Raw genomic sequence first — 24,202 nt, forward strand, 5'->3', positions numbered from 1 at the left:
ACGTCGAGACCGAGGACCGCCATGCCGACTCTTGCGAGCGCTGCAGACCTGTGGCGCACGTGGGCCAACCTCGGGGTGTTGCGCCCGCGGGACTACGACACGGACGTCCTCGAGGCACTCGGGCCTCTCGTCGGTGCACCCGCCGACCTCTCCGCGGACACCATTCCCGGTCTGTTCGACACGCACGGGATCAGCGCCCGCGACTTCATCCGGGCGCTCACTCCTCTCATCACGTCCTTCGCCGGGATGCTGCGGGACTTGCTGGCGCTGTACGCACGCGTCGGGGCGACTCACGGCACAGGCGACAACCTGCGCATCGAGTACGAGTTCGAGGACGGTCATGTCGTCGACGACTCGTTGGCGTCCTTCCGCGAGGCAGTCACCTCGGTGGAGCAGGCGACGGTGACGCTCCCCCAGCTCGTCTTCGACGGCAACCGCGCCTGGGACCCGGTCTGGCGTCCTTACGGGCGCGTCGATCATGATCTCTCCCGGACCCTGGGCGAGGTGGTGGACCAGGTTGTGTGGCTGGACACCGTGCCCCCGCCCAGCCCGACCGGCAGACCGGACGTCGATGACGTCGTCACCCGTTGGTGGCACCTTATTGGCGAGTGCAGGCGGCTGATCGCGGAGATCGCAGACGACCATGGTCAGATGCTCGCGTGGCTGTATGCCGACAACGGCGTCGCACCCGCAGCTCAGGTGGATCTCGTCCGGAGTGCGACTGACTACTGGCCGGCGAGCCAGATCGAGGCAGTCCACGGTCTCGCCATCATGACCTCGCGCGGTGCCGCGCCGTCAGCCACCGACCTCGCCGCGCTCGACGAGTGGCTGGCCGCGTTCTGGCAGGACCGGCCGACGTCCGCCGCCGTCGAGGCACTCACTGACGTGCTCTCCCTTCCCCTGTGGGGACGCCGGCACGAGCTGTACTCAGCATGGATCCTCACCCAGCTCGACGCCGCGCTGCCCGGCCGGCTTACGATCGAGGTAGTCGACGGTGCGATCCGGTTCCCCTTCGCGCCGACGAGGCTCGCCACCCTCGAGGTCGCCGGTGACGACGGCGGCTCCCGCCCGGTCGATTTGTGGAGCGAGTTCCGTTCTCCCGCCGACGACCTCGCGGGGTCGGGCCGGAAGCACGCCGTCCAGCCCGACTACCAGTTCCGGGTTGCCGACGCAGGGTCCGACGCCCGCGGTGCTCTGCTCGCCGTGGAGGTGAAGCAGTACCTGCGATCGGTGCTGCGCAACCCCGGCCTGGCGCTGCGCGACTATGCCCTCGCTCTCCCCTCGGCGCAGGTCGTGCTCGTCGCACACGGCCCGCTCAGCCCACGCGTCACCACGCTGACGCCGCACCCCGCGGCCGACCGCGTCGCTGCCTTCCCTCACGTGCGTCCCACGCTCCCCTCGCGCTACGCGCCGTTTCGCACCGCCGTTGCTTCATGCCTCCCAGCTCCGCCGCTGCCCCCGCCGCCACCCGCACCGCCGCAGTCGCAGGGCTCGGAGACAACGGCGCCGGTCGCCGCGCAGCCGTTCGTCGCGGCCCCGGAGGGCTTGCGGCTGACGCTCCGGTGGCACCCGTGGGTGCACGACCTAGACCTGAGCGCCCACCGATCCGGCATCTGGGAGCGGGTCTCGTACGCGAGCGCGGTACAGCCCTGGGGTCGGCTGAGAGCCGATGCGTTCGACGGCGGGCCCGAGGTCCTCGACGTACGCCCGACCGGTGATGCCATCCGTCTCACCGTTCGCGTCTACAAGGGCGCCGACTCGGTGGAGGAGGCGGGCGCGGTCCTCGAAGTCACGACGGCCGATGCCACCGTGTACCTGCGCCCGGCACGTGGCGTGGGCCGGGAGTGGCGCGTCGGTGAGCTCGCGCCGGACGGGACCTTCCTCCCGAGCACCGCGACCGTCGCGCCGGAATGACCATGGCGACGCCGCCGCGGCTGGGGCCGCTCCGACTGAGGGCAGAGCTGACGTTCGCCGCCTTCACGCCCGCTTTCGCGCTGCTTGCCGTGCGCACCTACGGCACGTGGTGGCTCTGGCCGTTCGTCGTCCTCGCGGCTGTCGGCGTCGTGCTCCTCGCGGTGCTGACCCTGCACGTCCGATCGGGCAACGCCGAACCCTTCCACTTCGACGACGTCGAGGACAGGGGTGAGGACGTCCTGGGGCACATCGGGGCCTACCTGCTGCCGGTCGTGCTCGACCCGAGCGCGGGCAGCCGGGAGGTGGTGATCACGGTGTCGGCGCTTGGACTCATCGTGCTCATCCACATCGCCACCGGCCGGGTACACGTGAATCCCCTGGTCTACCTGGCCGGTCGCCGGATCCACACCGGTCTGCGGAACGGCAGCGCCTACTACGTCATCTCGCGTACCGACCCCGCTACCTGGGCACAGACACGTCCGCGTTTCGTGTCGGTGGCGCCGTCGCTGCTCGTCGAGAAGAAAGAGAAGGCATGAGCCAGGAAGACGTCGCCACCAACGTGGAAGCGCGCCTCGCCGAGTCGGTCTCACTCGCCGTCGGTCGGCTGGCGGACGGCTCACTCAGCAAGGCTCGGCTCGGCCTCGATGCCCGTACCGCGGACGCGCTGCGGGACCTCGGCCGACCTGTCGTCGAACGGCTAAGGGGCGCCCCCGCCGTGCCCTACACCGCGGGCAACGAGATCGAGGGAGACGAGTACTTCCTCGTCACCGACACCGACACCCTCGGGGACCTGGCGCCCTTCCGGGAGCTTGCGCTCGATCTCGGCAGCATGCCCATGACCCGACCCGCCGAGCTCGACGCGTCGATCGGCGTGAGCGCAGCCGGCTACGGGGACGATGACGCCGCCCGAGTCGTCGCCGTCCAGAAGTCCGACCCGCGCATGGGACACCGCGGCGGGCGGTTCTTCGCCATCGGCGCCCAGCGCCTCACACTGGTGGAAGAGCCGCTGTTCGCGTTCTCCCCACGGTTCGACTTCCTCGTCGGGCCGGACTGGGCAGTGGTGCTCAACCAGAAGGCTTTCGAGAGCCTGCTCCGCCACGTCTCCCAGGTCGAGCAGCGAATCGCCGGCTGGGTCGACGGCATCACGACACACCTACCGATGTCAGCGGGCAGCGTCGAGTCCCTCCGTGACGTCGCGCTGCGCGACTCGCGGACGTGGCGCCGGCTGCGGGAGATCAACCAGCGCGGCCATCTGGCGCACGTTACGATCGACGACGTCCGGGACTACAGCGACCGCGTCGGGCTTGACCCCGAGCACGTCGTCAAGGATGGAGAACTGGTCTTCGACCCCGCCGAACGGTTCGGGTTCCTCCATCTGCTCAATGAGGACCTGTACCGCGGGTATCTCACCGACGAGGTGTACGAAGCTCGGCGGAAGTCGACGACAGCGTAGGCGGGCGCTCCCAGCGGATCCGCCGCACACCCCGCCGCCCACACCATCGCCGCCTCCAAGGTCGAAACTTCCCCAGCCTCCCGGCGAAGACTCTCGCGCGGCTCGCCAATGCCGCGGCCCGTCCTGCGCCGCAGGCTGGGAACAGATGCACGAGGCCGTCGGCCCGGAGCCCGAGCGCACCTGGGGCGAGTCGCCCCAGGTGCGCTCGGGTGCGGCGCTGCTACCTCGCGGGGATCAGCTCGACGATCCCTGCGGGATGGCGGTCACGGGCCGAGACGTAGACGTTGCCCGTCTGGGAGTTGACCGAGACGCCGTAGACCTTGTTCCCGTACTCGTGGTCACTCAGGCGTGCCACCAGGCTCAGGTCCTCCGCGGCGTAAACGCTCACCCCGGAGGCGTTGAACGTCGTTGACGAGTGCCCGGCGTAGATCAGCCCCGCCACCGGGTCCACCTCCACCTGGCGCAGGTCGGCATCCGTGAGCGGGATGGAGCCGACCAGCGCGAAGTCCGCGTCGTACACGCGCACTCCCTCGGTCGCGCCGTCCGCGTCGGCGTTCGAGACGTAGACCAAGGACGACGACGGGTCGAAGGCGATCCCGTGGGAGCGCCACACGGAACCGTCCCCGGCCACCGTCTCGACCATCTCGCCGGTCGCGGCGTCCATGACGTCGAAGCCTGCTCCACGCGTGGCCCCGAGCACCAGCCCCCCATCGAGGTCGACGTCCATGCCCCGCACGTTCGCCGAGAACTGGAACGGACCGCGCACCAGCTCGGCGGTGTCCGCGTCCATCACCAGCCACTGGTTCGCGTAGGCGACGTAGAGCTCGTTGGTCTCCTCGTCGAGCGCCACGTCCCGCACGCCCTCGTCGGCCGCAGTGGGCGCCGGGACCGCGTGCTCAGCCACCACGGCGTCGGTCACCGGGTCGATCTCCCACACTCGCGCCGGACGCATCTCGTTGCCGACGAACAGGTGACCGCTCGACAGCTCGACGTCCGAGCCCACCGGACGGGCATCCGACTCCGGCACGTCCGTAGCCGATGGGATGACACCGAGCGCCCGGGCGGTGTAGCCGTCATCGGGCTGCTCCGGGTCGGTCGGCTCCTCGGGGTCCGTGGGTTCCTCGGGCTCCGTGGGGTCCGGCGGATCGACCGGCTCCCCCGCCAGGACTCGCTGGCTCACCGTGACGGCGACGGGCGTGAGCTCCTCGCCGGGCGGGTTGAGGCGGAAGTCCCGGTTGGCGACGAACACCCGCTGGCGCTCCTCGTCGACGGTGATCCCGTACCCGTCCTTGCCGTACTCCGCGCCGACCATGTCACCGAGCAGCTCGCCCGTCGTGAGGTCGTGCACCGAGAACCCGCCACCCTCCTGCGTGGTGCCGGTGTAGCCGACGTAGAGGAGCTCGTTGGTCGAGTCGATGTCCACCTGCCGCGGACCGGGCCGCGTGGTCTGCTCCCACACCTTGGTGAAGCCCGCCGTGGCGTCGAACGCCTCGATGTTGATCACCGTGGAGTCGTCGTGGAACTTCGTGGACACGACGAGGCCGGAGACCGGGTCGGCCGCCACGTAGTACGCGTCCGCCGTCCCGTTGATCACCCCCAGCGACTCACCGGACTCCGCGGAGAACACCTCCACCCCACGCGCCGGCACGGCCACATAGACGTACCCGTTGATCGGGTCGACGTCGATCGACCGGTTCGACTCGATGATCGGGAACGGACCGCGCACCACCTCACCGAAGGACTCATCGGCGACCGACACCACCACCCAGTTCCGGTTCTGCTGACCCACGTAGAGCAGCTCGTTCTCCTCATCGATCCCCAGGTCACGGATGTTCTCCGGCAGCTCGAACGACCGCAGCACCTCATCGGTCCCAGGGTCGATCTCGAACACGCTCCGCCCGTTCTGGTCACCCAGGTACAGCACGTCCCGCGACTGCGAGAACGCCACACCCGCAGGCAGACGCGCCATCGACGGGGCCACCGAGTCCAGGGCCGCGACGTGCTCGTACTCGTAGCTCTGCCCGAGCGCCCGGGTGGAGACGGTGACGGCGACGGGCTCGAGCTCCTCGCCCGGCGGGTTGAGGCGGAAGTCCCGGTTGGCGACGAACACCCGCTGGCGCTCCTCGTCGACGGCGATCCCGTACCCGTCCTTGCCGTACTCCGCGCCGACCATGTCACCGAGCAGCTCGCCCGTCGTGAGGTCGTGGACCGAGAACCCGCCGCCCTCCTGCGTGGTACCGGTGTAGCCGACGTAGAGGAGCTCGTTGGTCGAGTCGATGTCCACCTGCCGCGGACCGGGCCGCGTGGTCTGCCCCCACACCTTGGTGAACCCGGCGGTCGCGTCGAACGCCTCCACGCCGACGACGGACGGGTCGCCGTAGTTCTTTGTGGACACGACGAGGCCGGAGACCGGGTCGGCCGCCACGTAGTACGCGTCCGCCGTCCCGTTGATCACCCCCAGCGACTCACCGGACTCCGCGGAGAACACCTCCACCCCACGTGCCGGCACGGCCACATAGACGTACCCGTTGATCGGGTCGACGTCGATCGACCGGTTCGACTCGATGATCTGGAACGGACCGCGCACCACCTCACCGAAGGACTCATCGGCGACCGAGACCACCACCCAGTTCCGGTTCTGCTGACCCACGTAGAGCAGCTCGTTCTCCTCATCGATCCCCAGGTCCCGGATGTTCTCCGGCAGCTCGAAGGACCGCAGCACCTCGTCGGTCGCGGGGTCGATCTCGAACACGCTCCGGCCGTTCTGGTCACCCAGGTACAGCACGTCCCGCGACTGCGAGAACGCCACACCCGCAGGCAGACGCGCCATCGACGGGCCCACCGAGTCCAGGGCGGCCGTCACCTCGTAGACGAAGTCGCCGGTCGGCTCACCGGGCTCACCGGGCTCACCCGGCTCCCCGGGCTCCTCCGGCCCCGGGTCGGGGTTCTCCTCGCAGCCAAGGCACGGCGCCGGCTCACCGGGGTCGATCTCCATGACGGGCACGCCGTCGGTGACCTTCTTGCCCTCGGCGGTGTTGGCGATCGTGAAGCCGTCGAAGTACTCGCCGTCGGCGGTTCGCGCCTGGTAGCGCAGCTCGTCCCCGACGACGTCAACGAGCTGGTAGAACTGCTTGCCTGCCGCGAGCTGACGCAGGTGCGCGTCGTTCTCGACCCAGTGGCGCGGGCCGGGGGTGTAGAACTTCTCCCCGACCGACGTCGTGACGTAGACCGGCCCGGAGTAGTCGGTCTGCGGGTCCCAGCCCTCGGGCAGGTCGGCCTCGGAGGCGAGGGTGTTGCCCCGCCCGTAGGCGTGGTCGTGGCCGGTGAGCACGAGATCCACCCCGTGCTCCTCGAAGATCGGGACCCACGTGTTCCGGATGCCGAGGTTGTTGCGACCCTCGTCCAGCGAGAACGGCGGGTGGTGGAAGAAGACGACCGTCCAGTCGTGGGGGTTCTCGGTGAGCACCCCCTCGAGCCACTCCGCCTGCGCGGTGAGGCCGGCCTGGCCGCCCACGTTGGAGTTCAGGGAGATGAACCGCACCCCCTGGTGGTCCGTGTAGTACGCGGTGCCCGCGAGGCCCTCGCCGTCGGGACCGTTGTCGGCATAGCGGAACTGGCTCTGCCACTGCTGGGAGAGCCGGCCGCCCTCGTACTCGTGGTTACCCGGCGTGGTGAGCATGGTCTGCGTGCCGAGGGTGTAGTCGAAGGCCTCGTAGAGCTCCCCCCACTGGGCGTCCGAGTCGGCGTCGTTCACGAGATCGCCGATCTGCAGCACGATGTCGGCGTCGGGACGGTCACGGAAGGCGTTGCGCACCACGCGTGAGGACTGACTCTCGATGCCGGTCTGGATGTCGCCGAGATAGATGAAGGAGAAGTCCTCCGCGCCTTCGGTCGCGGTCGCGAAGTCCTGCCACTCGCTGAAGTTCGTGCCGTCACCGACGCGGTACATGTACTGCGTGCCGGCCGCCAGGCCGGAGAGCTCGACGGTGTGCACCACCTGCGTGTACCCGAGGTCGGTGGTGTGCTCCGTACTGCTCGCGGCGAGGGTCCGCTGGACCCCGCCCGGGTACGGGGCCGGTGTCAGGGTGCGGTACTCGACCATCGGCTCGGCGATCCCGGTTCCCGTGCGCCAGGTGATGCGCTGGCCGGTGGTCGGGTCGTCGGCCGGGGTGAGGGTGATCCGGTCGGGTACCCGACTGGGAGCGAAACGCTGCGCGGCGGGCTCTGTCGCCGCGGCGGCCTCGTCCTGGACGACGACGGCGGCCGTCCCGCTCAGCAGCACCGACGCGGCAACCAGCGCCGCGAGCCTGGCGCGCGGACGCACGGGTTGACGGGTGTGCATGGCGGTTCCTTTCGAGGTGGTGTGGACGGCGCTCATCGGGCACCACCCGCGCGGCGCGAGTGGAGGATCACGGCGAGCCCGAGGGCGGCGAGCACGCCGCCTCCGAGCATGAGGCCACCGGCCTCGACGCCCGTGCTCGGCAGACCGCCGCCACCTGGCGTACCGGCCCTTGGTCCGCCGTCGTCATCGCCGGGGGCCGACGGCGCCCGCGTGACAGTGAGGTCGGCGGAGAGGACGACGCCCGACTCGAGTCCGGTCAGCACCACCTGGTGCTCACCCGGGGTCACCGACGTCGGGATCTGCACGGTCGCGCTGACCGCCCCTGTCTCGGTGGCAGTGCTCATGCCGAGCAGCACGGGGTCGGAATTGAGCTCGATGCTCACCCGCTCACCGGGCTGGAAGCCCGACGCCGTGAGGCTGAGCTCCCCGCCGACTGCCACTTCCAGTGCCCCGAGCTCGATCGATCCGGTGGCACCATCCGTGGGCTCCTCGGTTGGTTGATCCGTCGGGCCGTCCGTCGGCTCCTCCGTCGGCTCGTCGGTCGGCTCCTCCGTGGGCTGCTCTGACGGCTCCTCCGTTGGGTCGTCCGTTGGGTCGTCCGTGGGCTCCTCCGTCGGCTCCTCGGTGGGCTCCTCGGTCGGCTCCTCCGTCGGCTCCTCCGTCGGCTCCTCCGTCGGCTCGTCGGTCGGCTCGTCGGTCGGCTCCTCCGTCGGCTCCTCCGTCGGCTCCTCAGTGGGCTCCTCGGTGGGCTCCTCCGTCGGCTCCTCGTCGGGCATCCCTCCGCGGGTCGAACCCGGCCCCACCGGCCACCCGGCCGACTCGTCCGTCACGAGCTTGGTGCCGTCGTCGTCCTTGGTGATGGTGAAGGCGTCGAAGAGCACGCCATCGACCGTCCGGGCCTGGACGTGCATCTGGTCCGCGGTGACGTCGACCGTCTGGAAGAGCTGGACGTCGCGGCCGACAGTGCGCAGGTTCGCGCCGTTCGTCACCCAGTTGTTGGATTCCGGCGCGTCAGGGACGTACATCTTGGGACCCGCGACGCTGACGAGGAACACCGGGCCGGTGTGGCTCGTGTCGGCGTTCGCCCCCTCGGGCAGGTCCACCTCACCGGAGAGGAGGTTGCCGCGCCCGTACGCGTGGTCGTGCCCCTGGACGACGAGGTCGACGTCGTGCTCCTCGAACAGCGGCAGCCACGCGTCGCGCAGGTGGGCGTTGTCGCGTCCGGAGGTCACCGAGAAGATCGGGTGGTGGAAGGTCACGACCGTCCACCTGTTGGGGTTGTCCGTGAGCACCTCGTCGAGCCAGCGGGTCTGCGCGTCGCGCATCTCCGCGTTGGAGCCGCGCGTGCTGTTGAGACTGATGAAGCGCACGCCCTGGTAGTCGACGTAGTAGACCGTCTCGTCCAGCTCCTGCTGGATCGCCTCGGTGTCGGCCGGCCCGTTGCTCGGGTACTCGAACTGCGCCCCCCAGTGCTCCGCGACCTCCGGCCCTGGGTAGTACTCGTGGTTGCCGGTCGAGGCGATGACGTTGAGGTACTGGTTGGCGAAGCCGGCCGCGGCGTGCCACTCACCCCACTCGGCGTCGGAGGTCTCGGTGTCGATGAGGTCGCCGGCGTGGACGACGAGGCGCGCGTAGGGACGGTCCTCGAAGGCGGCACGGAAGGACCGTGAGGTGTAGGCCTTGTTGTCGTTCTGCGCGTCACCCTGGACGAGGAAGCTGAACTCCGCGGCCGCGGGGGCAGCCGTCGTGAACTCCAGCCACTCACTCCAGGCCTCACCGTCACCCACGCGGTAGACGTAGGTGGTCTCCGGCTCGAGGGCGGTGAACGTGACGGTGTGGTGCTTGACGACGTAGCCGAGGTCGGCGTCGAACTCGGAGGTCGACGCCGCGGGAACCGAGACCGCCTCGGCTGCGGCCACGGGTGAGGGCCCGGCCGCGGCGAGCTGCGCCTGGGGCGCGGTGACGACGTCGGACGTGCGCCACACGACGTGCTGGCTCGTGGCGGGAGTCTCGGTGGGAGTGAGGATGACGCGATCGGGCACGGCGGACGGCGCGGCGACCGTGGCCGGCGGGACGGCCGGCGGCGCCAGGCCGCCGGTGGCGGAGGCGACGCCAGTGCCGAACGTCGCCAGACCAGCAACGGCAAGAAGGGAACCCGCGCCGGCAGCGAGGCGACGGCGCAGGGTTCGTGGAGGAGTAGAACTCGGGCTTCTCATGCGTGAACAGCACCTTTCACAGGGCCGGAGAAACAGAGGAGGGACCAGCCCGAGCAAAACTCCATCGATGCCGGGAAAGGCTTTCTCGCGCTGACGCCACGCGGAATCTAGCAGTGTGAAGTAAACAGGCCAAGAGTCGAGATCAAGTCATTTGATGTTCTCGCAAAACACCCTGATTGTTCACCCTCGATTGGTGTTTCACTGAATGTCGAATGTGCTAGTCGGGCGCGTATCTGACGCGCCCGGACACCAGGCAATGGGCATCTCCCCCGGCCGTCGACCGCACCGATACGTGGCGCGTGCCCAACGCCGGGCCACGTAGCGTGGGAGCACCCATCTCGTCGAGCTGAGGAGTTTCGTGAGGTCCTGGCCCGAGCTCGTCCCCCGCCTGGTTGCCACCGACATCGACGGCACGATCGTGCCGCACGGTGGCACGGTCAGCCCCCGCACCCGTGCCGCGCTGCAGCAGTACGTCGAGCGAGGGATCGACGTCGTCCTGGTCACGGGACGGCCGCCACGGTGGCTGCCGCCGGTGGTCGAGGCGACGGGCCTCGCCGGGCAGGTCATCGCCGCCAACGGCGCGATGGTCGTCGACGCCCAGTCGCTGGAGGCGATCGAAGTGAAGGCGATCGCGCTCGCGCACCTCACCGAGGCCATCGAGCGCTTCACCGCGGCGCTACCGGACGCCGTGTTCGCCGTCGAGACACCCTCGGAGCTGCGCCTCGGCCCCGGCTTCGCGGACGCGCCCACGCGCGGCCGGCGCGAAGGACTCACCCCGGAGGGACCGCCCGTCATCGAGGCGTCCTCCGTCGAGGAGCTGCTCGAGACCGCGGACGTCATCAAGATCCTCGTCCGCAGCCCCGCGTCGGACCCGGACGAGTTGCTCGAGACGGGCCGCGCCGAGGCCGGGCACGTCGTGAGCGTGACCCGCTCCGGCGTCGCCAAGCCACTCCTCGAGCTCGGCCCGGTGGGCGTCACCAAGGCCTCGACACTGGCCGAGTATGCGCAAGCCCGCGGCATCGATCAGGGCGACGTCGTCGCCTTCGGGGACATGCCCAACGACGTCGAGATGCTGCGCTGGGCCGGCCACGGCTTCGCCATGCACGGCGGCCACCACGAGGCACTGGCCGCCGCGCCCCACGTCGCCCCTCCCGTCGAGGAGGACGGCGTCGCCCAGGTGCTCGAGACCATCCTCGCCACACGCCCCACCCTCGCCCCAATCGCGGACAGCTGAGCTGCTCACGTGACAACCCCGGCGCTCGGCGAGGAACCGGTGCCCCCATCACAGCCCGGCCGGCGTCGAGCACGGTGACGTCCGACGGCGTGCGACTTCGTCGGCACAGCGACGACGACGACGGCGGCCACGGTCCCCACGCCGGCCGCCACGGCCCACCACGGGAAGCCCAGCGCCCGTGGACCGCTCCCCCGCCACGGCACCGGCCGGCGTCTCCAGACGTTCGGCGACGACGACGATCCGATCGGTGTTCATCCCCAGCGGCGTGCATGTGATGAGCGTCAGCAGGTCCCGGCCCTGCTGGACCGGCTGGTGCTCGGCGTCGCCCGGCGGTAGAACCCGGCGGATCGGCTGGTCCAGCGAGATGGACGGTATGCGCAGGCGGGCAATGACCTCGGTGCCGCCGACCGTATCGTGCCGTCGGTCACCCATAGCGCGTTGCTCTACGGGTGTCCCGTATGCTGCTGGACGACTCACGCCCATCTGGGCCAGCCGTTTCATGCCGCTCCATCGGCGATCAGGGCGCGCCACTAGGAGGTTCACCTTGTCCGGGGGGACACTGGCTCGACGAAGCCTGATCGGGCTGTGGGACTGCGCCGCGTGGTGCGTCGCCGTGGCAGTCATCGTCGGGACTCGCTACGAGTTCTACTTGAACGATGCGCAGTGGAGCACCGTCTTCCTCTACGCGGGCCTCGCGAGCATCGCTCAGCTCGTCGTCGGCGCGTTGCTCAAGCTGTACCGCGGGAAGTACCGCGTGGGCAGCTTCGAGGAGAGCCTCGGCCTCCTTCTCTCGATGGTCGTCGTGGCGCTCACCCTCATCGTCGCGTTCGTCTTCATCCGCGACCTCGAGGACTTCCCTCGCGGCATCGCGTTCCTGGCGCCGCCATTCGCACTCATCTTCATGGCGGCCGGCCGGTGGGCCTACCGCGCCTGGAGCACGCCCAAGCGAGCGTCGAGCGAGGACACCGAGAACGTCCTCATCTACGGCGCCGGTGACGCCGGCTATCAGCTGCTCCGGCTCGTGGAGATGGACTCGTCCTCTCCCTACCGGGTCGTCGGGTTCATCGACGACGACCCCGCCAAGCGTCACCTCAGTCTCCTCAACGCCCCGGTGCTGGGTGGCCGAGACGACATCGTGAGGCAGGCGCAGGAGCGTGATGTCACGACGGTGATCCTCGCGATCTCCGCCGCGAGCAAGACGATGATCTCGGAGGTCGCCGACATCGTCGAGGGCGCGGGCATGAAGTTCCTCCTGCTGCCGCCCCTCAGTCAGATCCTCGGCGGGCGGGTGAAGCTGAGCGACATCAAGGAGGTCGACATCGCCGACATCCTCGGTCGACGTCAGATCCGCACGGACATCGGCTCCATCGCGGATTACCTCACCGACAAGCGCGTCCTCGTCACCGGTGCCGGCGGCTCGATCGGCTCCGAGCTGGCCCGGCAGGTGCACAAGTTCGGTCCCGCCGATCTCATCCTCCTCGACCGTGACGAGTCGGCTCTCCACGGTGTGCAGCTCTCCATCTATGGCAAGGCTCTTCTCGACACCCCGGACATGGCCCTCGCGAGCATCCGTGACAAGGCTGCGCTGCGCGAGATCTTCGAGGCTCACCGCCCGGAGGTCGTCTTCCACGCCGCCGCGCTCAAGCACCTCCCCATGCTCGAGCAGTACCCGGAGGAGGCGTGGAAGACCAACGTTGTCGGCACGCAGAACCTCCTCGAGCTCTCCGCCGAGTTCGGCGTCGAGAGGTTCGTCAACATCTCAACCGACAAGGCCGCCAACCCGACGAGCGTCCTGGGCAAGACCAAGCGCCTCGCTGAACAGCTCACCGCCTGGTACGGCCAGCACGCGAGCGGCACGTACCTGTCGGTCCGCTTCGGCAACGTCCTCGGCTCGCGCGGCTCGATGCTGCACACCTTCCGCCAGCAGATCGAGCGCGGCGGCCCCATCACGGTGACCCACCCGGACGTCACGCGATTCTTCATGACGATCCCCGAGGCCAGCGAGCTGGTCATCCAGGCCGGCGCCATCGGCAGCGACGGCGAGGTCCTCGTCCTCGACATGGGCGAGCCCGTGAAGATCCTCGACGTCGCGCGGCGCCTCGTCACCCACTCAGGCGAGGACATCGAGATCGTTTTCACCGGCCTGCGCCCCAACGAGAAGCTCCACGAGGACCTCTTCAGCGAGAACGAGACCGGGGTGCGGCCTCAGCACCCGCTCATCTCGCACGTCGCTGTACCTCCCATCGCACCGTCCCAACTGGACCGGCTCCATGACCGCGGGACCCAGCGCCACGAAGAGGCTGACCAGTTGGCTGCACCGGACAACCTGAAGGAGCGCCAGTCATGAACGACCGGATCCTGCTCTCGCCGCCCGACACCGGGCCGGCCGAGGAGGAAGCCGTTCTGCGCGCGCTTCGAGGCGGGTGGGTGGCGCCGCTCGGTCCCGAGGTGGACGCCTTCGAGGAGGAGATTGCGGCATACACCGGCAGGAAGCATGCGGTTGCCCTGTCGTCTGGCACTGCCGCTCTTCACCTCGGGCTGCTCAACTTCGGAGTTGGTCCGGGGGACGTCGTGGTGACAGCGACGATGACCTTCGCTGCAACGGCGAACGCGATCATCTACACCGGCGCGGAGCCCGTCTTTGTCGACTGCGACGAGACTGGGAACATCGACGTCGACCTCCTCGACCATGCGATCTCCGATCTTCAAGCGAAGGGCAGGCGGGTCGCGGCGATCGTCCCTGTCGATCTACTGGGGAAGGTCGCCAACTACGAGGGCATCGTCGAGATCGCCGCCCGGGCGGGTGTACCGGTTCTGTCCGATGCCGCCGAGTCGCTCGGCGCATGGCGCAACGGCCGCCCTGCTGGGAGCTTCGGCGACGCGTCGATCCTGTCGTTCAACGGCAACAAGGTCATGACGACGTCGGGCGGCGGGATGCTCCTGACGGATGACGCTGACATCGCCTCGCGAACACGGTATCTCGCGACCCAGGCCCGACAGCCGGTCATCCACTACGAGCACCTCGACGTCGGTTACAACTATCGTCTTTCGAACATCCTGGCCGCGCTAGGCAGGGCCCAGTTGGCGCGGCTCGACAGCATGATCGAGCGTCGCCGTCAGCACAGGCTGTGGTACCGCGAACTGACGGACAAGATTCCGAACTCCCGAGTGTTCGGCATACCCGACGGATCCGAAGGCGGCGACACGCGGGACAACTTCTGGCTGACCTCGATTATCCTCACGCCCCCCGACGGTTCAGCCACCGCCGGACTGATCGCTCACCTGGCCAAGCACGGGATCGAAGCGCGTCCATTGTGGAAGCCCATGCACCTGCAGCCAGCCTTCAGTCACGCGCACTCTTACCGCACAGGCATGGCGGAGAGCCTCTTCCAGACGGGCGTGTCACTCCCGAGCGGCTCCGCCATGACAACCGACCATACGTCGCGGATCGAAGCAGCCCTCTCCGCATACTCAAAGCAGAGTAGGTGGTTGGACCATGTACAAGCCTAACGACCACACCACTCCACCTGCACGCACGTCGAGTGAGAAGGCAACGACATCGGGCGCGAAACGCTTGATCGACGTCGTCGGAGCCTTTACCGGACTAGTCGCTACCGCGCCGCTCACCCTCCCGGCTGCGGCAGCGATACGCCTGACGATGGGAAGGCCGGTGCTGTTCCGCCAGTTGCGTCCTGGCCTGCACGGCATGCCTTTCACCGTGATGAAGTTTCGAACGATGGTGCCGAGTGTGGACGCGGAGCCGACCGCGGCGGCGGATGAATCGCGGCTCACGCCGGTAGGCAGGTTCCTTCGCCGCACCAGCATCGACGAGATCCCCCAACTCTTCAACGTATTGCGTGGCGAGATGAGCTTGGTGGGCCCAAGACCTCTCCTGCTCGAGTACCTGGACCAGTACACGCCCGAACAGCACCGCCGCCACAGTGTCAAACCTGGGATTACTGGCCTCGCACAAGTCGCGGGCCGGCAAAACCTGGCGTTTAGCCGACGAATCGCCCTGGACCTACAGTACATCGATGGCTGGACCCTCGGCTTAGATCTCCGAATCTTGGCCAGGACCGCTAAACAGCTCTTTCGATCCGACGACACAAACCCTGACACCACTCGGGGGCCCATCAACGACCTCCGGGACAGTGGCACGCACAAGGAGGGACCGTGATTCCAGTTGTCGGCACGCCGGTCAAGCTCCGGCGACTAGAGCGTGAAGATCTAGAGGCTCTGCACGCCTACAAGAACGACCCCGACGCTCGATCGCTTCTAGTCGGATTCTCGACCGGTTACTCTCGAACAGATCTGGTCGACTGGCTGGAATACCACCGCACCAGGAACGATGAGGTCTTGTTCGCGATCGCTAGCGTTAACAACGACGAGTGCCTCGGTCACGTCGGGCTCTATGAGATCGACTACCGGACCAGAAAGGCACAGTTCGGCATCCTCATCGGAGCGCCCGGCGCCCGCAACAAGGGTTGGGGAACGGCAATCTCTCGGACGATGCTCGACTTCGGGTTCGGCGAGTTGAACCTCAACAAGATTACCGGGCAATACCTCACGTCCAACGTGCGCGTGCGCCACATGAACCTCAAGCTCGGCTTTGAAGACGAGGGTGTATTGCGCGACGAGGTCTTCAGAGGTGGCCGATATCATGACATCGGCATCATGTCTGTCCTCCGTAGAAACTGGGAGCCCCTAGCCGAGCACACCGGCGAGGGCGAGCCATCCGCGAGCCACACGTAGTGGCTCGGCGAGTACCCGACCAGGTTCGCCCGGCGCCGTAGGGGATGACGATGAACGAGACCGTTTCGTGCGAGATCATCGCAACGACTGACGCCCGATGGTCAGACCTTCTCAGGAGGGTCGAGCACGACGTGTACCACACGCCACAGTGGACCGAACTCAGCGCGAAATTCGAGGGAACCACTCCGATGGCTCTCCTCATTGGCCTGCGCGACGGACAAGTCCTCATTCCGCTCCTTCGCAGGAACCTGAGTTCTGAACTTTGGGACGCTGCGTCGCCGTACGGCTACCCGGGTCCGGTCTCCGACCTGATCCCATCGGAAGCGACCCTGCGCTCCATGACGTCGGCGCTCATCGCACAACTGGGCGCGGCCGGTTGCGTCAGCATCTTTCTCCGCCTCCACCCCTGGATCACAGCAGCCTGGCCATGGCCACACCATTTGACCAGGACAGAGAGCACGACAGTTTCGGTCGACCTCGGCCAAGACGTTCTCGCGTACCAGAGTTCCCTCCGAAAAAGCCACCGCTACGACATCCGGCGATCCACCGCGCGCGGGCTCACCGTCGAGGTCGACAACTCTGATGCGTCGCTCAGCGCCTTCGAGGCCATCTACACAGACACGATGACCCGTGTCGGGGCATCGGATAGCTACTTCTTTCGCCGTGACTACTTCGATTCTCTCCGAGCCTCCTACCCCGAGGACTTCGAACTCCACCTCGCACGCGTGAGCGACAAGATCGTCGCAGGAGCGGTGTTTCTTCACGCTGGACATGGCGTCGTGCAGTATCACCTCTCAGCAACCGACGCCGAGTACCTAAAGTGGCAGCCGACCAAGGTTCTACTCGACAACAAGATTCGGAACTCGCTGAGCAACGACGCCCTCACCCGCCTACATCTCGGCGGAGGACGAGGTGGAAGCGAGGACTCGTTGTATCAGTTCAAGCGTGGATTCGGCACGACGGAGCACACTTTCCGCACCCTCGGGCTCGTCACGAACGAGGCGGCCTACGAGGAACTGTGCGCAGCGAGCAATACCAGCCGCGACGTCGGGTACTTCCCCGCCTATCGGAGTGCTGGAACCCCGAAAGCAGGCACCAAGTGCACGTAACGTATATTCACCAACACTTCCGTCGGCCGGATCAGCCTGGCGGGACCAGGTCGTGGGAGTTTGCACGGCGGCTGGCAAGCGATGGCCACGAAGTGACGATGATATGCGCAGGTGCACAGCGGCGCACTTATGTTACCGACGGATTCACAGTGCGGCAGTTGCCAGTCCCGTACCGAAACTCGCTCTCTTTCGCAGGTCGCATACGCGCGTTCTTCGGATTCATGATCCTCGCATCTATTGAAGCCGTACGAACGCCCGGCGACGTCATTCTCGCCACGAGCACCCCACTCACCGTGGCTATCCCAGCCCTCATCGCATCAAAGGCTCGTCGCCGTCCTTTCGTATTCGAGGTACGGGACTTGTGGCCACAGGTTCCGATCGAGCTCGGGTACCTTCGCAACCGGACTATCATCCGTCTAGCGCAAGCCCTGGAGCGGGCCGCATATCGGGGAGCCACACAGATCGTGGCGCTGTCTCCCTCGATGGCGGCCGGCGTTCTACGGATCGCGCCCCGCAAGCCGGTTACTACGATCCCGAACTCGTCCGACATTGATCGCTTCAAGTCAGTAGACGCCAGCGAGGCCGCCGATCTCCGGCGTGAGCTCGGCATCGGTGCCGATGAGGCCCTCATCCTCTATGCGGGATCCCTCGGCGAATCTTACGAGGTGGACTGGTTGGTGGATCTGGCCGCCAGTCTGCCGGACGACTCGGTACACGTCGTGGTCGCCGGAGACGGTACAACACGGCCCACACTCGAGGCGCAAGTGCAGCGACTGGGACTTGAGGACCGCGTGCATCTGCTTGGCCCTCGCCCCAAGGCCTTCATCGCTGGGCTATACGCGGCGTCGGACGTTGTCGCATCGAGCTTACGAGACCATCCCTCACTCGAGGGCAACTCATTGAACAAGGTTTTCGACGCGCTGGCGGCTGGAAAGCCAGTCATCTTCAACCACGGGGGCTGGCTCGCTCAGTTGCTCAGCACGGAAGGCGCAGGTTGGCGGCTGTCCCGAAGCACCGAGTCCGCCGCTGAAGAGCTGACTGCTTTGCTCCAAGATCCCCGTCTGCTCGCTGAGGCGGGCGAACGAGCTCACGCTATCGCACTAAGTGACTTCAACAGAGATACACATTACGCGAACCTCAAAAGAGTCCTGCTCGCTGCAGAAGGGCGACGAAAGTGATGACAGCGCACGACCGCACCAGCGCACGACCGCCCATCGCCTCTGCGCTTATCGCGGTCATCACCTATCGTCGACCAGCAGAACTCGCGCGATTCATCGAGAGCGTTCTGGCCTTGGAGTCCGAGATTCCCTGGCGGCTCGTCGTCGTCGATAACGATCCTCACGGCTCCGCTCGGACGACGGTCGATCGATTCGGATCAGCCGTCCAATACGCGCACGAGCCGAAGCCAGGAATTGCGGCCGCGCGCAATCGCTGCATCAGCCTGATCGGCCCCGCCGACGACGCGATCGTCTTCACCGACGACGATGAAGTTGTCGGTGAGAATTGGCTCAATGATCTCATCGCCTGCGCTAACGCGTTTGATGCCGACGTCGTTGGCGGGCCAGTTCGCTCGGTTGTGCCCGACGACGCGCCCGCCTGGATTCGTCAAGGGAACTTTTTTCAACGGCGGATCCGGCCAACGGGCAGCAGCGAGGGCCTACCAGCCACGAACAACGTACTTGTCCGCTCCTCGGCGCTTCGCCAGCGCGATCAACTGCGGTTCGACGATAGGTTTTCGATCACGGGCGGAAGCGACACAGATTTCTTCGCAAGGTTTATCGTTGGCGATGTACGCTTCGTGTGGAGCTCGACCGCCTATGTTATTGACTACCTCCCAAGCGCGCGCCTGTCATTCCGCTGGCTTTTCCGACGCTTCACACGTGGCGGCGAGACGTACGCTCGGGTATTCGGCCGCACGCGAAGCAAGGTACGAATCGCCCTAACGGGTGTTGCCTACATGCTCGCAGGACTGTTGATTGCTCCGTTCGCCATCTTCATCAGGCCAGCGCTGCGCGGGATCAGTCTCAAGCTATTCGCGCGGGGCTACGGATTTCTTCGTGGCATCATGGGCGCCTCCGTGAATGAGTACGCCAGGATGGAAGAGTAGGTTGCCTATGTCTAGCCGCGCACTCGCTCGGCGTCAGCCTGAGCGGCTTTCCTACGCCCGTGAAGGCACCTCAATCAGTTCCGGCGGACTCGACTCGGGGCTCGATGACTCCCTTAGCGGCACCTGGGCATGGGTCCCACTCGGACTCGCGTTATCGGGAACGATCAAGGGGACGCCCGCACTGGATTGGCTGCCGCTTGACCTCACGCTAATCTGCGCAGTCGCAGCGCTCATATTTGGTGCGCACTACATGGCCAGGCAACGCGGCTGGCTTCCGCCAGGCATCGGAGCGGTGGTGATGCTGTGGGGGTCGTTCGTCCCTGCGGCCGTTATGGTCGCGGTCAGCAATGAAGATCTCGACAAAACGTTGCAGCTCTTCACACTGACCGCTGTGACGACTCTTACGGCCTTGCTCGCGGGAGCCACGAGGAAGGGTCCGAAGGTATGGGTTACAGGGCAGTTCTTGCTGGCGCTGCTACTAATCCCTCTAATCGCCATCTTCCCCGACCATAGCTCGGCTGCGCGTGGCCAAGCGAGTATCGAGGGGTCCAACACGATCGGTATTGGCCGACTGTTGGGCGCCGGCGTCCTCGTCGCGGTTGCGTACGCGCTTGTGCAACGGCGTCACCGGCTAATGTTCGTCGGAAGCGGGCTAGTTCTAGCCACGACCCTCCTACTGGTTGGCAACCGCGCTTCGTTCGTTTCGCTAGTGGTGGCGCTCGTGACGACTGGCCTGTTGGCACAGAGATTTGCGGCCCAGCGCATCAGGATCCTTTTCATCATTCTTGGCGGAGTCTTCGTCCTGATTTCACTAATCCTAAGCGGCAGACTCGAAGCTGCGGGACGCCTCAGAGCATTCCTTACACCGACGGGCGGGCCTGGTTCCGATTCGCCTACTGTGCGCGAGCAACTACTCTCGGTCGCCGTGACCCAGGCGTGGGAGTCACCCCTGGGTCTGGGATGGGGCGGACTATCCGATCTTGCTGACCTTCGCGGCCTGGGGGAAAACGTCTACCCACATAACGTGCCAGTCGAAGTTGTCGCAGAAGGCGGGTGGATCGCAGCCGCTGGGTTCCTAGCGTTCGCAGTAATGGCTCTTGTTCGACTACAGCGAAACAGCACCTCACCCGTCGGTGCGATTCTGCTCGCTTTGGCTGTGTACTGGCTCTCCGCATCTCTGTTTTCCGAGGACATCAACGGGAACCGCATGATGTGGGCGAGCCTTGCAATCGGCTTTGCGAGTCTCCCACCCGTTCGGCAAGGTTCGGCGTCCAATCCGCGCCTCAGCGCCTCCGATCGAACAACGGGCTCGCACGCCGTCGTCGCTAGCCGCGCGTAGTTTATGGAACAGCCATCCAGCCTAAGTCGTCCCAAAGATCACGAGAAGGAGCCCCGTGACAGCTCGCCGTAGTTCGCCACACCACACGCTACTCGAATCCCTCGCTCACATCCGAGGCCGAGCTGCTTATGTCGTGCCGATGACCTGGGAGACGGGTCGTCCTCTCGGCAACAACGGAGACGCGCTTCTCCATGAGGTCTTCTACTCAATCCTCGCACAGTTGGATATTCGGGTGGTTGAAGAGCCACTGCAAGCGGATATCGTGGCTGTTCCGCCCAACGGCGCACTGCTCGACACGTATGAGTTCCCTAGGTTGGTCGCTGAGCGCATTGCCGGCTTAGAGCATCTGCCTCTGTACATCTTCCCGTCGTCGGCCTACTTCACCGTTGCCGACCCCGCCGAGTTGTTTCACGAGAGGAGCGCACGGACGGTTTGGTTCATGCGCGAAGCGAACTCGCTGGAACATCTCACGACCAAGTGGGGCGGGTCGCTCTCCCGAGCCAATGTGGAACTCGTTCTCGACCACGACGTCGTAGCGTCGGCCGGCGAAGAGCTGACGGGGTACTTTCCGATCGCGTCCGGCAAGAGCTACCTGCTGGTGGCCGCTCGCGCCGATAGGGAGGCGAGCACCACGGCGCTAGCCAGTTCCTCCACGAGTCCCGCGGCCTCCTTGCCTCACCGCATAGCGAAGGCAGCGTGGCGCGCTCTCCCGGCGAACCGTCTGGGGACAGCGGTCGCAAGACGGGCGCGAGCGTCTTCGAGTTCAGTCCAGGCCGCGCGGCTGCTGGACCGCGTCCCCGAGGCAACGTGGTCAGAACTCGGTCTCGAGCAACGAACCCTCTCATCTCTCAGAAGGTTGTCCCTCGATGTAAGTTCCCCGAAGCTCGCCACTTACGACGAGTACAAAGAAATTATAGCTGGCGCCGCGGCCGTGGTCTCCGACCGACTGCATGTAGCGCTCCCTAGCGCACTTCTCGGCAAGCCTACGGTCATGCTTGAGGCGGGCTACCATAAACTCGGCGGCGTGTACGAGCGGTCGCTGGCGCATCTGCCGAATGTGCGTTACGTCTCACGATGACCATGCCCGGTAGCACCACAACTGTCCTTCGCGGCGTCGCACAGCTCTCACTTGGAACCGCGCTCATCCGGGGAGTTGCTGGCGCTTCGCAGTTCGTACTCGCAATCTGGCTCGTGCCCGCAGACTTCGGCCACTGGGCCGCAGCTGTATCCGCCACGGCTTTTGTCTCTGCGCTCATGAACTTTGGCCTAGTTGACGGCTATCTAGCGCGCCAGGGATTAACGTTCGGGCAGTTGCTTCGGCAAACCACGATCGCCAACGTCCTTCTTGGCGTGGCGGCTCTAGGGGTTGCTGGCGCATACCTGCTTGTCGATCGCCCCGTGATTGCCTTGCTCGTCGTCGTTGCGGCAATCAACATCCCCCTGACCGGCCTGAGTGAAGTGCTCACTGCGCGCAGATTGCGCCATCGTCGCTACCGGTCGATCGTATCGAGCCAAGCGGTGGCCGCGGCGACAAAACTTGGCCTCGGTGCGGCAGTTGCTGCCGTGACCGCTTCCCCCCTAGCGATCGGCTTGAGCACAGTCGCATTCTCGATTGTGATGATCATCTTCCTCGCTCCGGCGCGCGGTCTGGGCCCGGAACCCAAGGACGACACTCCCTACGTTCCCCGGGCGCGCTACAAGTGGGCAGGGAATGCCCTTGCCACGAAGCTGACCTTGAACTTAGGGTTTTTCGTGGCACAGTTCCTGACGACCGCGGAGGTGCTCGGACTCTACTACTTGAGCTTCCAGGCCGTCCTAGCTGTCAGCGGTGTAGTAGCGCCGCCACTCAAGAGAGTGGCGTTGAACAGCCTTGCTGCGATTGACGACACCAGAAGAGCCTCTATTGCCCAGAGTCTCAGCATCCTGGTAAACGGCTGTACCGTTGTGGGCTGTGCCACATTGGGGCTGTTCGCTCCGGTCCTGACACAGTATGTTCCACAGGCGTGGGAGGACGCACTTCCAGCGGCGCTCATCTTTCTGTCGATCTTGCCAAGCCGAATGCTCTCTCCGATCATCGACGCATATCAGCAGGCACGGAACGAGTGGTGGCTCAGCACGCGTTTCCACATCCTTGATGGCATCGTTGTGAGCATCGCCGCCGTTAGTGCTACTACTGGCGATGTGACGATACTTGCCCTGACGATCTGCGCGAGCCGACTGGCACTGATATCCGTGCGAACAGCGCGGGCGTACGGGACTGATGCTCGGGCGAAAGCTCGGCTTACCGCGTCAACTGTGTTCACTTCAGCCACCCTGCTGATCGGTACCGCGCCGGGAGTGCATCCGGCTTTCTTGGTGGTGCCTTTGGTTACGGGCTTTGCGATTATCTCATCGTACGTCGCTCCGCGCAGGAGGCGGCGCGCAAGCAGTCAACCGAAGTCCGGAGGTACGTCGTGAAAATCGCGGTCCTTAATCCTAAGGGATCCAAAGCGTACAGCGGACCGTCCGTACTCCTCGCGCGCCTGCAACAAGGACTTGAGCGGATCGGGGGCGACAGCCCCCTACATCTCGTTCCTGTCGAGCCTCAGACGCTCGGGATGACGCATGCCGAGCATGACGTCGCCACGCGGTCTGGGCAATTAGCTTGGAGTCTTCGCAGTTCCGTCTGGCTCCTCAGGAACGGGCGCGAGCATGAGGCGATTCACCTCCACGGCACGTATCTGTACTCACTCCTCCCGGGCCTCGTGGCCAGGGCGCTCCGCACTCCGTACATCCTATTCCCGCTGTCAGCGGGCGGAGATCTATCGGTAACCTCCCAGAGCAACCGCTCCAGGATCGCGCGCAGGGTCCGTCGCCTCGCAGTTAGTGGATCTAGCGGCGGTCTCGCCCTCGCCCCCCAGATATCCGATGAACTCAACTACTGGGGACTAGAGCGATGCCAGATCGAAAGAATCTACAATCCCGTTTCCCCGGACTTCAGCTCGGTTGCGAGCGAAGCGTCGCGGGCTCCACGCGCAACGGGGCGCACCATCCTGTTCATCGGCAAGCTAGGGCGGCGAAAGTCACCCGATTTGATACTCGGGGCGCTCGCCAAGCTTAGGACGAGGTGGCCGAACGCCCGGGCACTATTCGTCGGGCCTTACGAGAATGACACTTACCGAGCGCACTTCGAGGGTCGGGCGGCTGAACTCGGCGTGGTGGATTTGATAACGGTTACCGGGCATGTCGATGACGTCGCAGGCTGGATAACACCTGAGACGAGCGTGTTCTTGCTCCCGTCACTGCAGGAGGGGCTGCCCGGCGCCCTTGCAGAGGTACTGTCCTGCGGGATCCCTGCCGGAGTCAGCGATGCCGGCGCGATGCCGTCAATCGTTGCGGGTGCGGCCTGCGGCCGCGTGCTTCCGCGCTCCGAGACGGTCCTGGCAGAGTTTGTGTCGGAGCTTTGGTCACAAGAAGACCTCTGGAAGCGCTTCTCGAGCGGAGGCATAGCGTTCGCTCAAGAGAGCCTTACCAGTACGGCCGTAGCGCGGACATATTACGAGTTCGTGGAACGAATCGTAACTGGGGCGAACCGCTGATTGCGGCTTCCATCTAGGAGAAGGGCTTGGTATGCAGATTTCGGTGATCGGTTGTGGGTACCTGGGTGCGGTGCACGCGGCGTCGATGGCGGAGCTGGGCCATGACGTCGTGGGGATCGACGTGAACGCGGAGAAGGTCGCCCTGCTCAACGCGGGCA

Annotated in this window: 19 protein-coding genes; 16 read left to right on the top strand and 3 right to left on the bottom strand. The window is 66.0% G+C overall.

Annotated elements, in window-relative coordinates; genetic code table 11:
• Nucleotides 1–21 precede the first annotated feature (21 nt).
• The 3 genes from DSZ44_RS14115 to DSZ44_RS14125 are packed head-to-tail and all read left to right on the top strand — an operon-like array spanning nt 22 to nt 3,367.
• A complete protein-coding gene (locus DSZ44_RS14115) occupies nt 22–1,914 on the top strand; it encodes a DUF8600 domain-containing protein (protein WP_110853270.1) in 1,893 nt (630 codons plus the stop codon).
• Nucleotides 1,911–2,450, top strand: coding sequence for a KwaA family protein (locus tag DSZ44_RS14120; protein WP_146237566.1), 540 nt, complete (start codon nt 1,911–1,913; stop codon nt 2,448–2,450). Before DSZ44_RS14115 ends, DSZ44_RS14120 begins: the two co-directional genes overlap by 4 nt.
• A complete protein-coding gene (locus tag DSZ44_RS14125) occupies nt 2,447–3,367 on the top strand; it encodes a DUF4868 domain-containing protein (RefSeq protein WP_110853272.1) in 921 nt (306 codons plus the stop codon). Before DSZ44_RS14120 ends, DSZ44_RS14125 begins: the two co-directional genes overlap by 4 nt.
• 220 nt (nt 3,368–3,587) lie before the next feature.
• On the opposite strand, the gene DSZ44_RS14130 is transcribed toward DSZ44_RS14125, so the two are convergent.
• Together DSZ44_RS14130 and DSZ44_RS14135 are read right to left on the bottom strand one after the other, a co-directional pair.
• Nucleotides 3,588–7,709 (bottom strand): metallophosphoesterase, encoded by a 4,122-nt coding sequence (locus tag DSZ44_RS14130; RefSeq protein WP_181424652.1) that lies wholly within the window; start codon nt 7,707–7,709, stop codon nt 3,588–3,590.
• 32 nt (nt 7,710–7,741) lie between these two features.
• A complete protein-coding gene (locus DSZ44_RS14135) occupies nt 7,742–9,925 on the bottom strand; it encodes a purple acid phosphatase family protein (protein ID WP_110853274.1) in 2,184 nt (727 codons plus the stop codon).
• A 358-nt stretch (nt 9,926–10,283) separates the two neighbouring features.
• Here DSZ44_RS14135 and DSZ44_RS14140 point away from each other — a divergent pair, with 358 nt between their 5' ends.
• On the top strand, nt 10,284–11,159 hold the full coding sequence (locus tag DSZ44_RS14140) for an HAD family hydrolase (protein ID WP_181424653.1): 876 nt from the start codon (nt 10,284–10,286) through the stop codon (nt 11,157–11,159).
• Between the two features lie 48 nt (nt 11,160–11,207).
• Here DSZ44_RS14140 and DSZ44_RS18585 read toward each other — a convergent pair whose 3' ends face one another.
• On the bottom strand, nt 11,208–11,591 hold the full coding sequence (locus DSZ44_RS18585) for a sortase family protein (RefSeq protein WP_220035210.1): 384 nt from the start codon (nt 11,589–11,591) through the stop codon (nt 11,208–11,210).
• 181 nt (nt 11,592–11,772) lie between these two features.
• On the opposite strand from DSZ44_RS18585, the gene DSZ44_RS14150 reads away from it, so the two are divergent.
• The 12 genes from DSZ44_RS14150 to DSZ44_RS14210 form a co-directional block, all read left to right on the top strand.
• Complete coding sequence (locus tag DSZ44_RS14150) at nt 11,773–13,506, top strand: polysaccharide biosynthesis protein (protein WP_258369528.1); 1,734 nt, start codon at nt 11,773–11,775, stop codon at nt 13,504–13,506.
• Nucleotides 13,503–14,669 carry a DegT/DnrJ/EryC1/StrS family aminotransferase gene (locus DSZ44_RS14155; protein ID WP_110853277.1) on the top strand — a complete coding sequence of 389 codons (1,167 nt, stop codon included), beginning with the start codon at nt 13,503–13,505 and terminating at the stop codon, nt 14,667–14,669. Before DSZ44_RS14150 ends, DSZ44_RS14155 begins: the two co-directional genes overlap by 4 nt.
• The gene (locus DSZ44_RS14160; protein WP_110853278.1) at nt 14,656–15,336 is read left to right on the top strand and encodes a sugar transferase; all 681 of its coding nucleotides are present in this window, start codon (nt 14,656–14,658) and stop codon (nt 15,334–15,336) included. Before DSZ44_RS14155 ends, DSZ44_RS14160 begins: the two co-directional genes overlap by 14 nt.
• Entirely contained in the window at nt 15,333–15,911 is a 579-nt protein-coding gene (locus DSZ44_RS14165; RefSeq protein WP_110853279.1) for a GNAT family N-acetyltransferase, read from the top strand. The genes DSZ44_RS14160 and DSZ44_RS14165 overlap by 4 nt, the downstream gene beginning before the upstream one ends.
• Before the next feature lie 50 nt (nt 15,912–15,961).
• Nucleotides 15,962–17,020 carry a GNAT family N-acetyltransferase gene (locus tag DSZ44_RS14170; protein WP_181424654.1) on the top strand — a complete coding sequence of 353 codons (1,059 nt, stop codon included), beginning with the start codon at nt 15,962–15,964 and terminating at the stop codon, nt 17,018–17,020.
• Nucleotides 17,011–18,198, top strand: coding sequence for a glycosyltransferase family 4 protein (locus DSZ44_RS18110; protein ID WP_181424655.1), 1,188 nt, complete (start codon nt 17,011–17,013; stop codon nt 18,196–18,198). The genes DSZ44_RS14170 and DSZ44_RS18110 overlap by 10 nt, the downstream gene beginning before the upstream one ends.
• Nucleotides 18,198–19,127, top strand: coding sequence for a glycosyltransferase family 2 protein (locus tag DSZ44_RS14185; protein WP_110853282.1), 930 nt, complete (start codon nt 18,198–18,200; stop codon nt 19,125–19,127). Before DSZ44_RS18110 ends, DSZ44_RS14185 begins: the two co-directional genes overlap by 1 nt.
• A 250-nt stretch (nt 19,128–19,377) precedes the next feature.
• On the top strand, nt 19,378–20,466 hold the full coding sequence (locus tag DSZ44_RS14190) for an O-antigen ligase family protein (protein ID WP_181424656.1): 1,089 nt from the start codon (nt 19,378–19,380) through the stop codon (nt 20,464–20,466).
• Between the two features lie 139 nt (nt 20,467–20,605).
• Nucleotides 20,606–21,544, top strand: a complete 939-nt coding sequence (locus DSZ44_RS14195; protein ID WP_146237568.1) for a polysaccharide pyruvyl transferase family protein — start codon at nt 20,606–20,608, stop codon at nt 21,542–21,544.
• A gap of 2 nt (nt 21,545–21,546) precedes the next feature.
• Entirely contained in the window at nt 21,547–22,923 is a 1,377-nt protein-coding gene (locus tag DSZ44_RS14200) for an oligosaccharide flippase family protein (RefSeq protein ID WP_258369535.1), read from the top strand.
• A 140-nt stretch (nt 22,924–23,063) separates the two neighbouring features.
• Complete coding sequence (locus DSZ44_RS19040; protein ID WP_110853286.1) at nt 23,064–24,044, top strand: glycosyltransferase family 4 protein; 981 nt, start codon at nt 23,064–23,066, stop codon at nt 24,042–24,044.
• A 31-nt stretch (nt 24,045–24,075) separates the two neighbouring features.
• The coding region (locus DSZ44_RS14210; RefSeq protein WP_146237569.1) for a 3-hydroxyacyl-CoA dehydrogenase NAD-binding domain-containing protein at nt 24,076–24,202 on the top strand (127 nt) is incomplete at its 3' end.

It is taken from the genome of Georgenia satyanarayanai (genome assembly GCF_900116375.1).
GTDB classification, from domain to species: domain Bacteria; phylum Actinomycetota; class Actinomycetes; order Actinomycetales; family Actinomycetaceae; genus Oceanitalea; species Oceanitalea nanhaiensis.

What these genes read in the sequence shown, in the direction of transcription:
- DSZ44_RS14120 (WP_146237566.1), top strand. Translation starts at nt 1,911, where the DNA reads ATGACCATGGCGACGCCGCCGCGGCTGGGGCCGCTCCGACTGAGGGCA.
- DSZ44_RS19040 (WP_110853286.1), top strand. Translation starts at nt 23,064, where the DNA reads ATGACGCATGCCGAGCATGACGTCGCCACGCGGTCTGGGCAATTAGCT.
- DSZ44_RS14160 (WP_110853278.1), top strand. Translation starts at nt 14,656, where the DNA reads ATGTACAAGCCTAACGACCACACCACTCCACCTGCACGCACGTCGAGT.
- DSZ44_RS14125 (WP_110853272.1), top strand. Translation starts at nt 2,447, where the DNA reads ATGAGCCAGGAAGACGTCGCCACCAACGTGGAAGCGCGCCTCGCCGAG.
- DSZ44_RS14170 (WP_181424654.1), top strand. Translation starts at nt 15,962, where the DNA reads ATGAACGAGACCGTTTCGTGCGAGATCATCGCAACGACTGACGCCCGA.
- DSZ44_RS14195 (WP_146237568.1), top strand. Translation starts at nt 20,606, where the DNA reads ATGACCTGGGAGACGGGTCGTCCTCTCGGCAACAACGGAGACGCGCTT.
- DSZ44_RS14190 (WP_181424656.1), top strand. Translation starts at nt 19,378, where the DNA reads ATGGCCAGGCAACGCGGCTGGCTTCCGCCAGGCATCGGAGCGGTGGTG.
- DSZ44_RS14155 (WP_110853277.1), top strand. Translation starts at nt 13,503, where the DNA reads ATGAACGACCGGATCCTGCTCTCGCCGCCCGACACCGGGCCGGCCGAG.
- DSZ44_RS14115 (WP_110853270.1), top strand. Translation starts at nt 22, where the DNA reads ATGCCGACTCTTGCGAGCGCTGCAGACCTGTGGCGCACGTGGGCCAAC.
- DSZ44_RS18585 (WP_220035210.1), bottom strand. Translation starts at nt 11,591, where the DNA reads ATGGGTGACCGACGGCACGATACGGTCGGCGGCACCGAGGTCATTGCC.
- DSZ44_RS14130 (WP_181424652.1), bottom strand. Translation starts at nt 7,709, where the DNA reads ATGCACACCCGTCAACCCGTGCGTCCGCGCGCCAGGCTCGCGGCGCTG.
- DSZ44_RS14135 (WP_110853274.1), bottom strand. Translation starts at nt 9,925, where the DNA reads ATGAGAAGCCCGAGTTCTACTCCTCCACGAACCCTGCGCCGTCGCCTC.
- DSZ44_RS14200 (WP_258369535.1), top strand. Translation starts at nt 21,547, where the DNA reads ATGCCCGGTAGCACCACAACTGTCCTTCGCGGCGTCGCACAGCTCTCA.
- DSZ44_RS14185 (WP_110853282.1), top strand. Translation starts at nt 18,198, where the DNA reads ATGACAGCGCACGACCGCACCAGCGCACGACCGCCCATCGCCTCTGCG.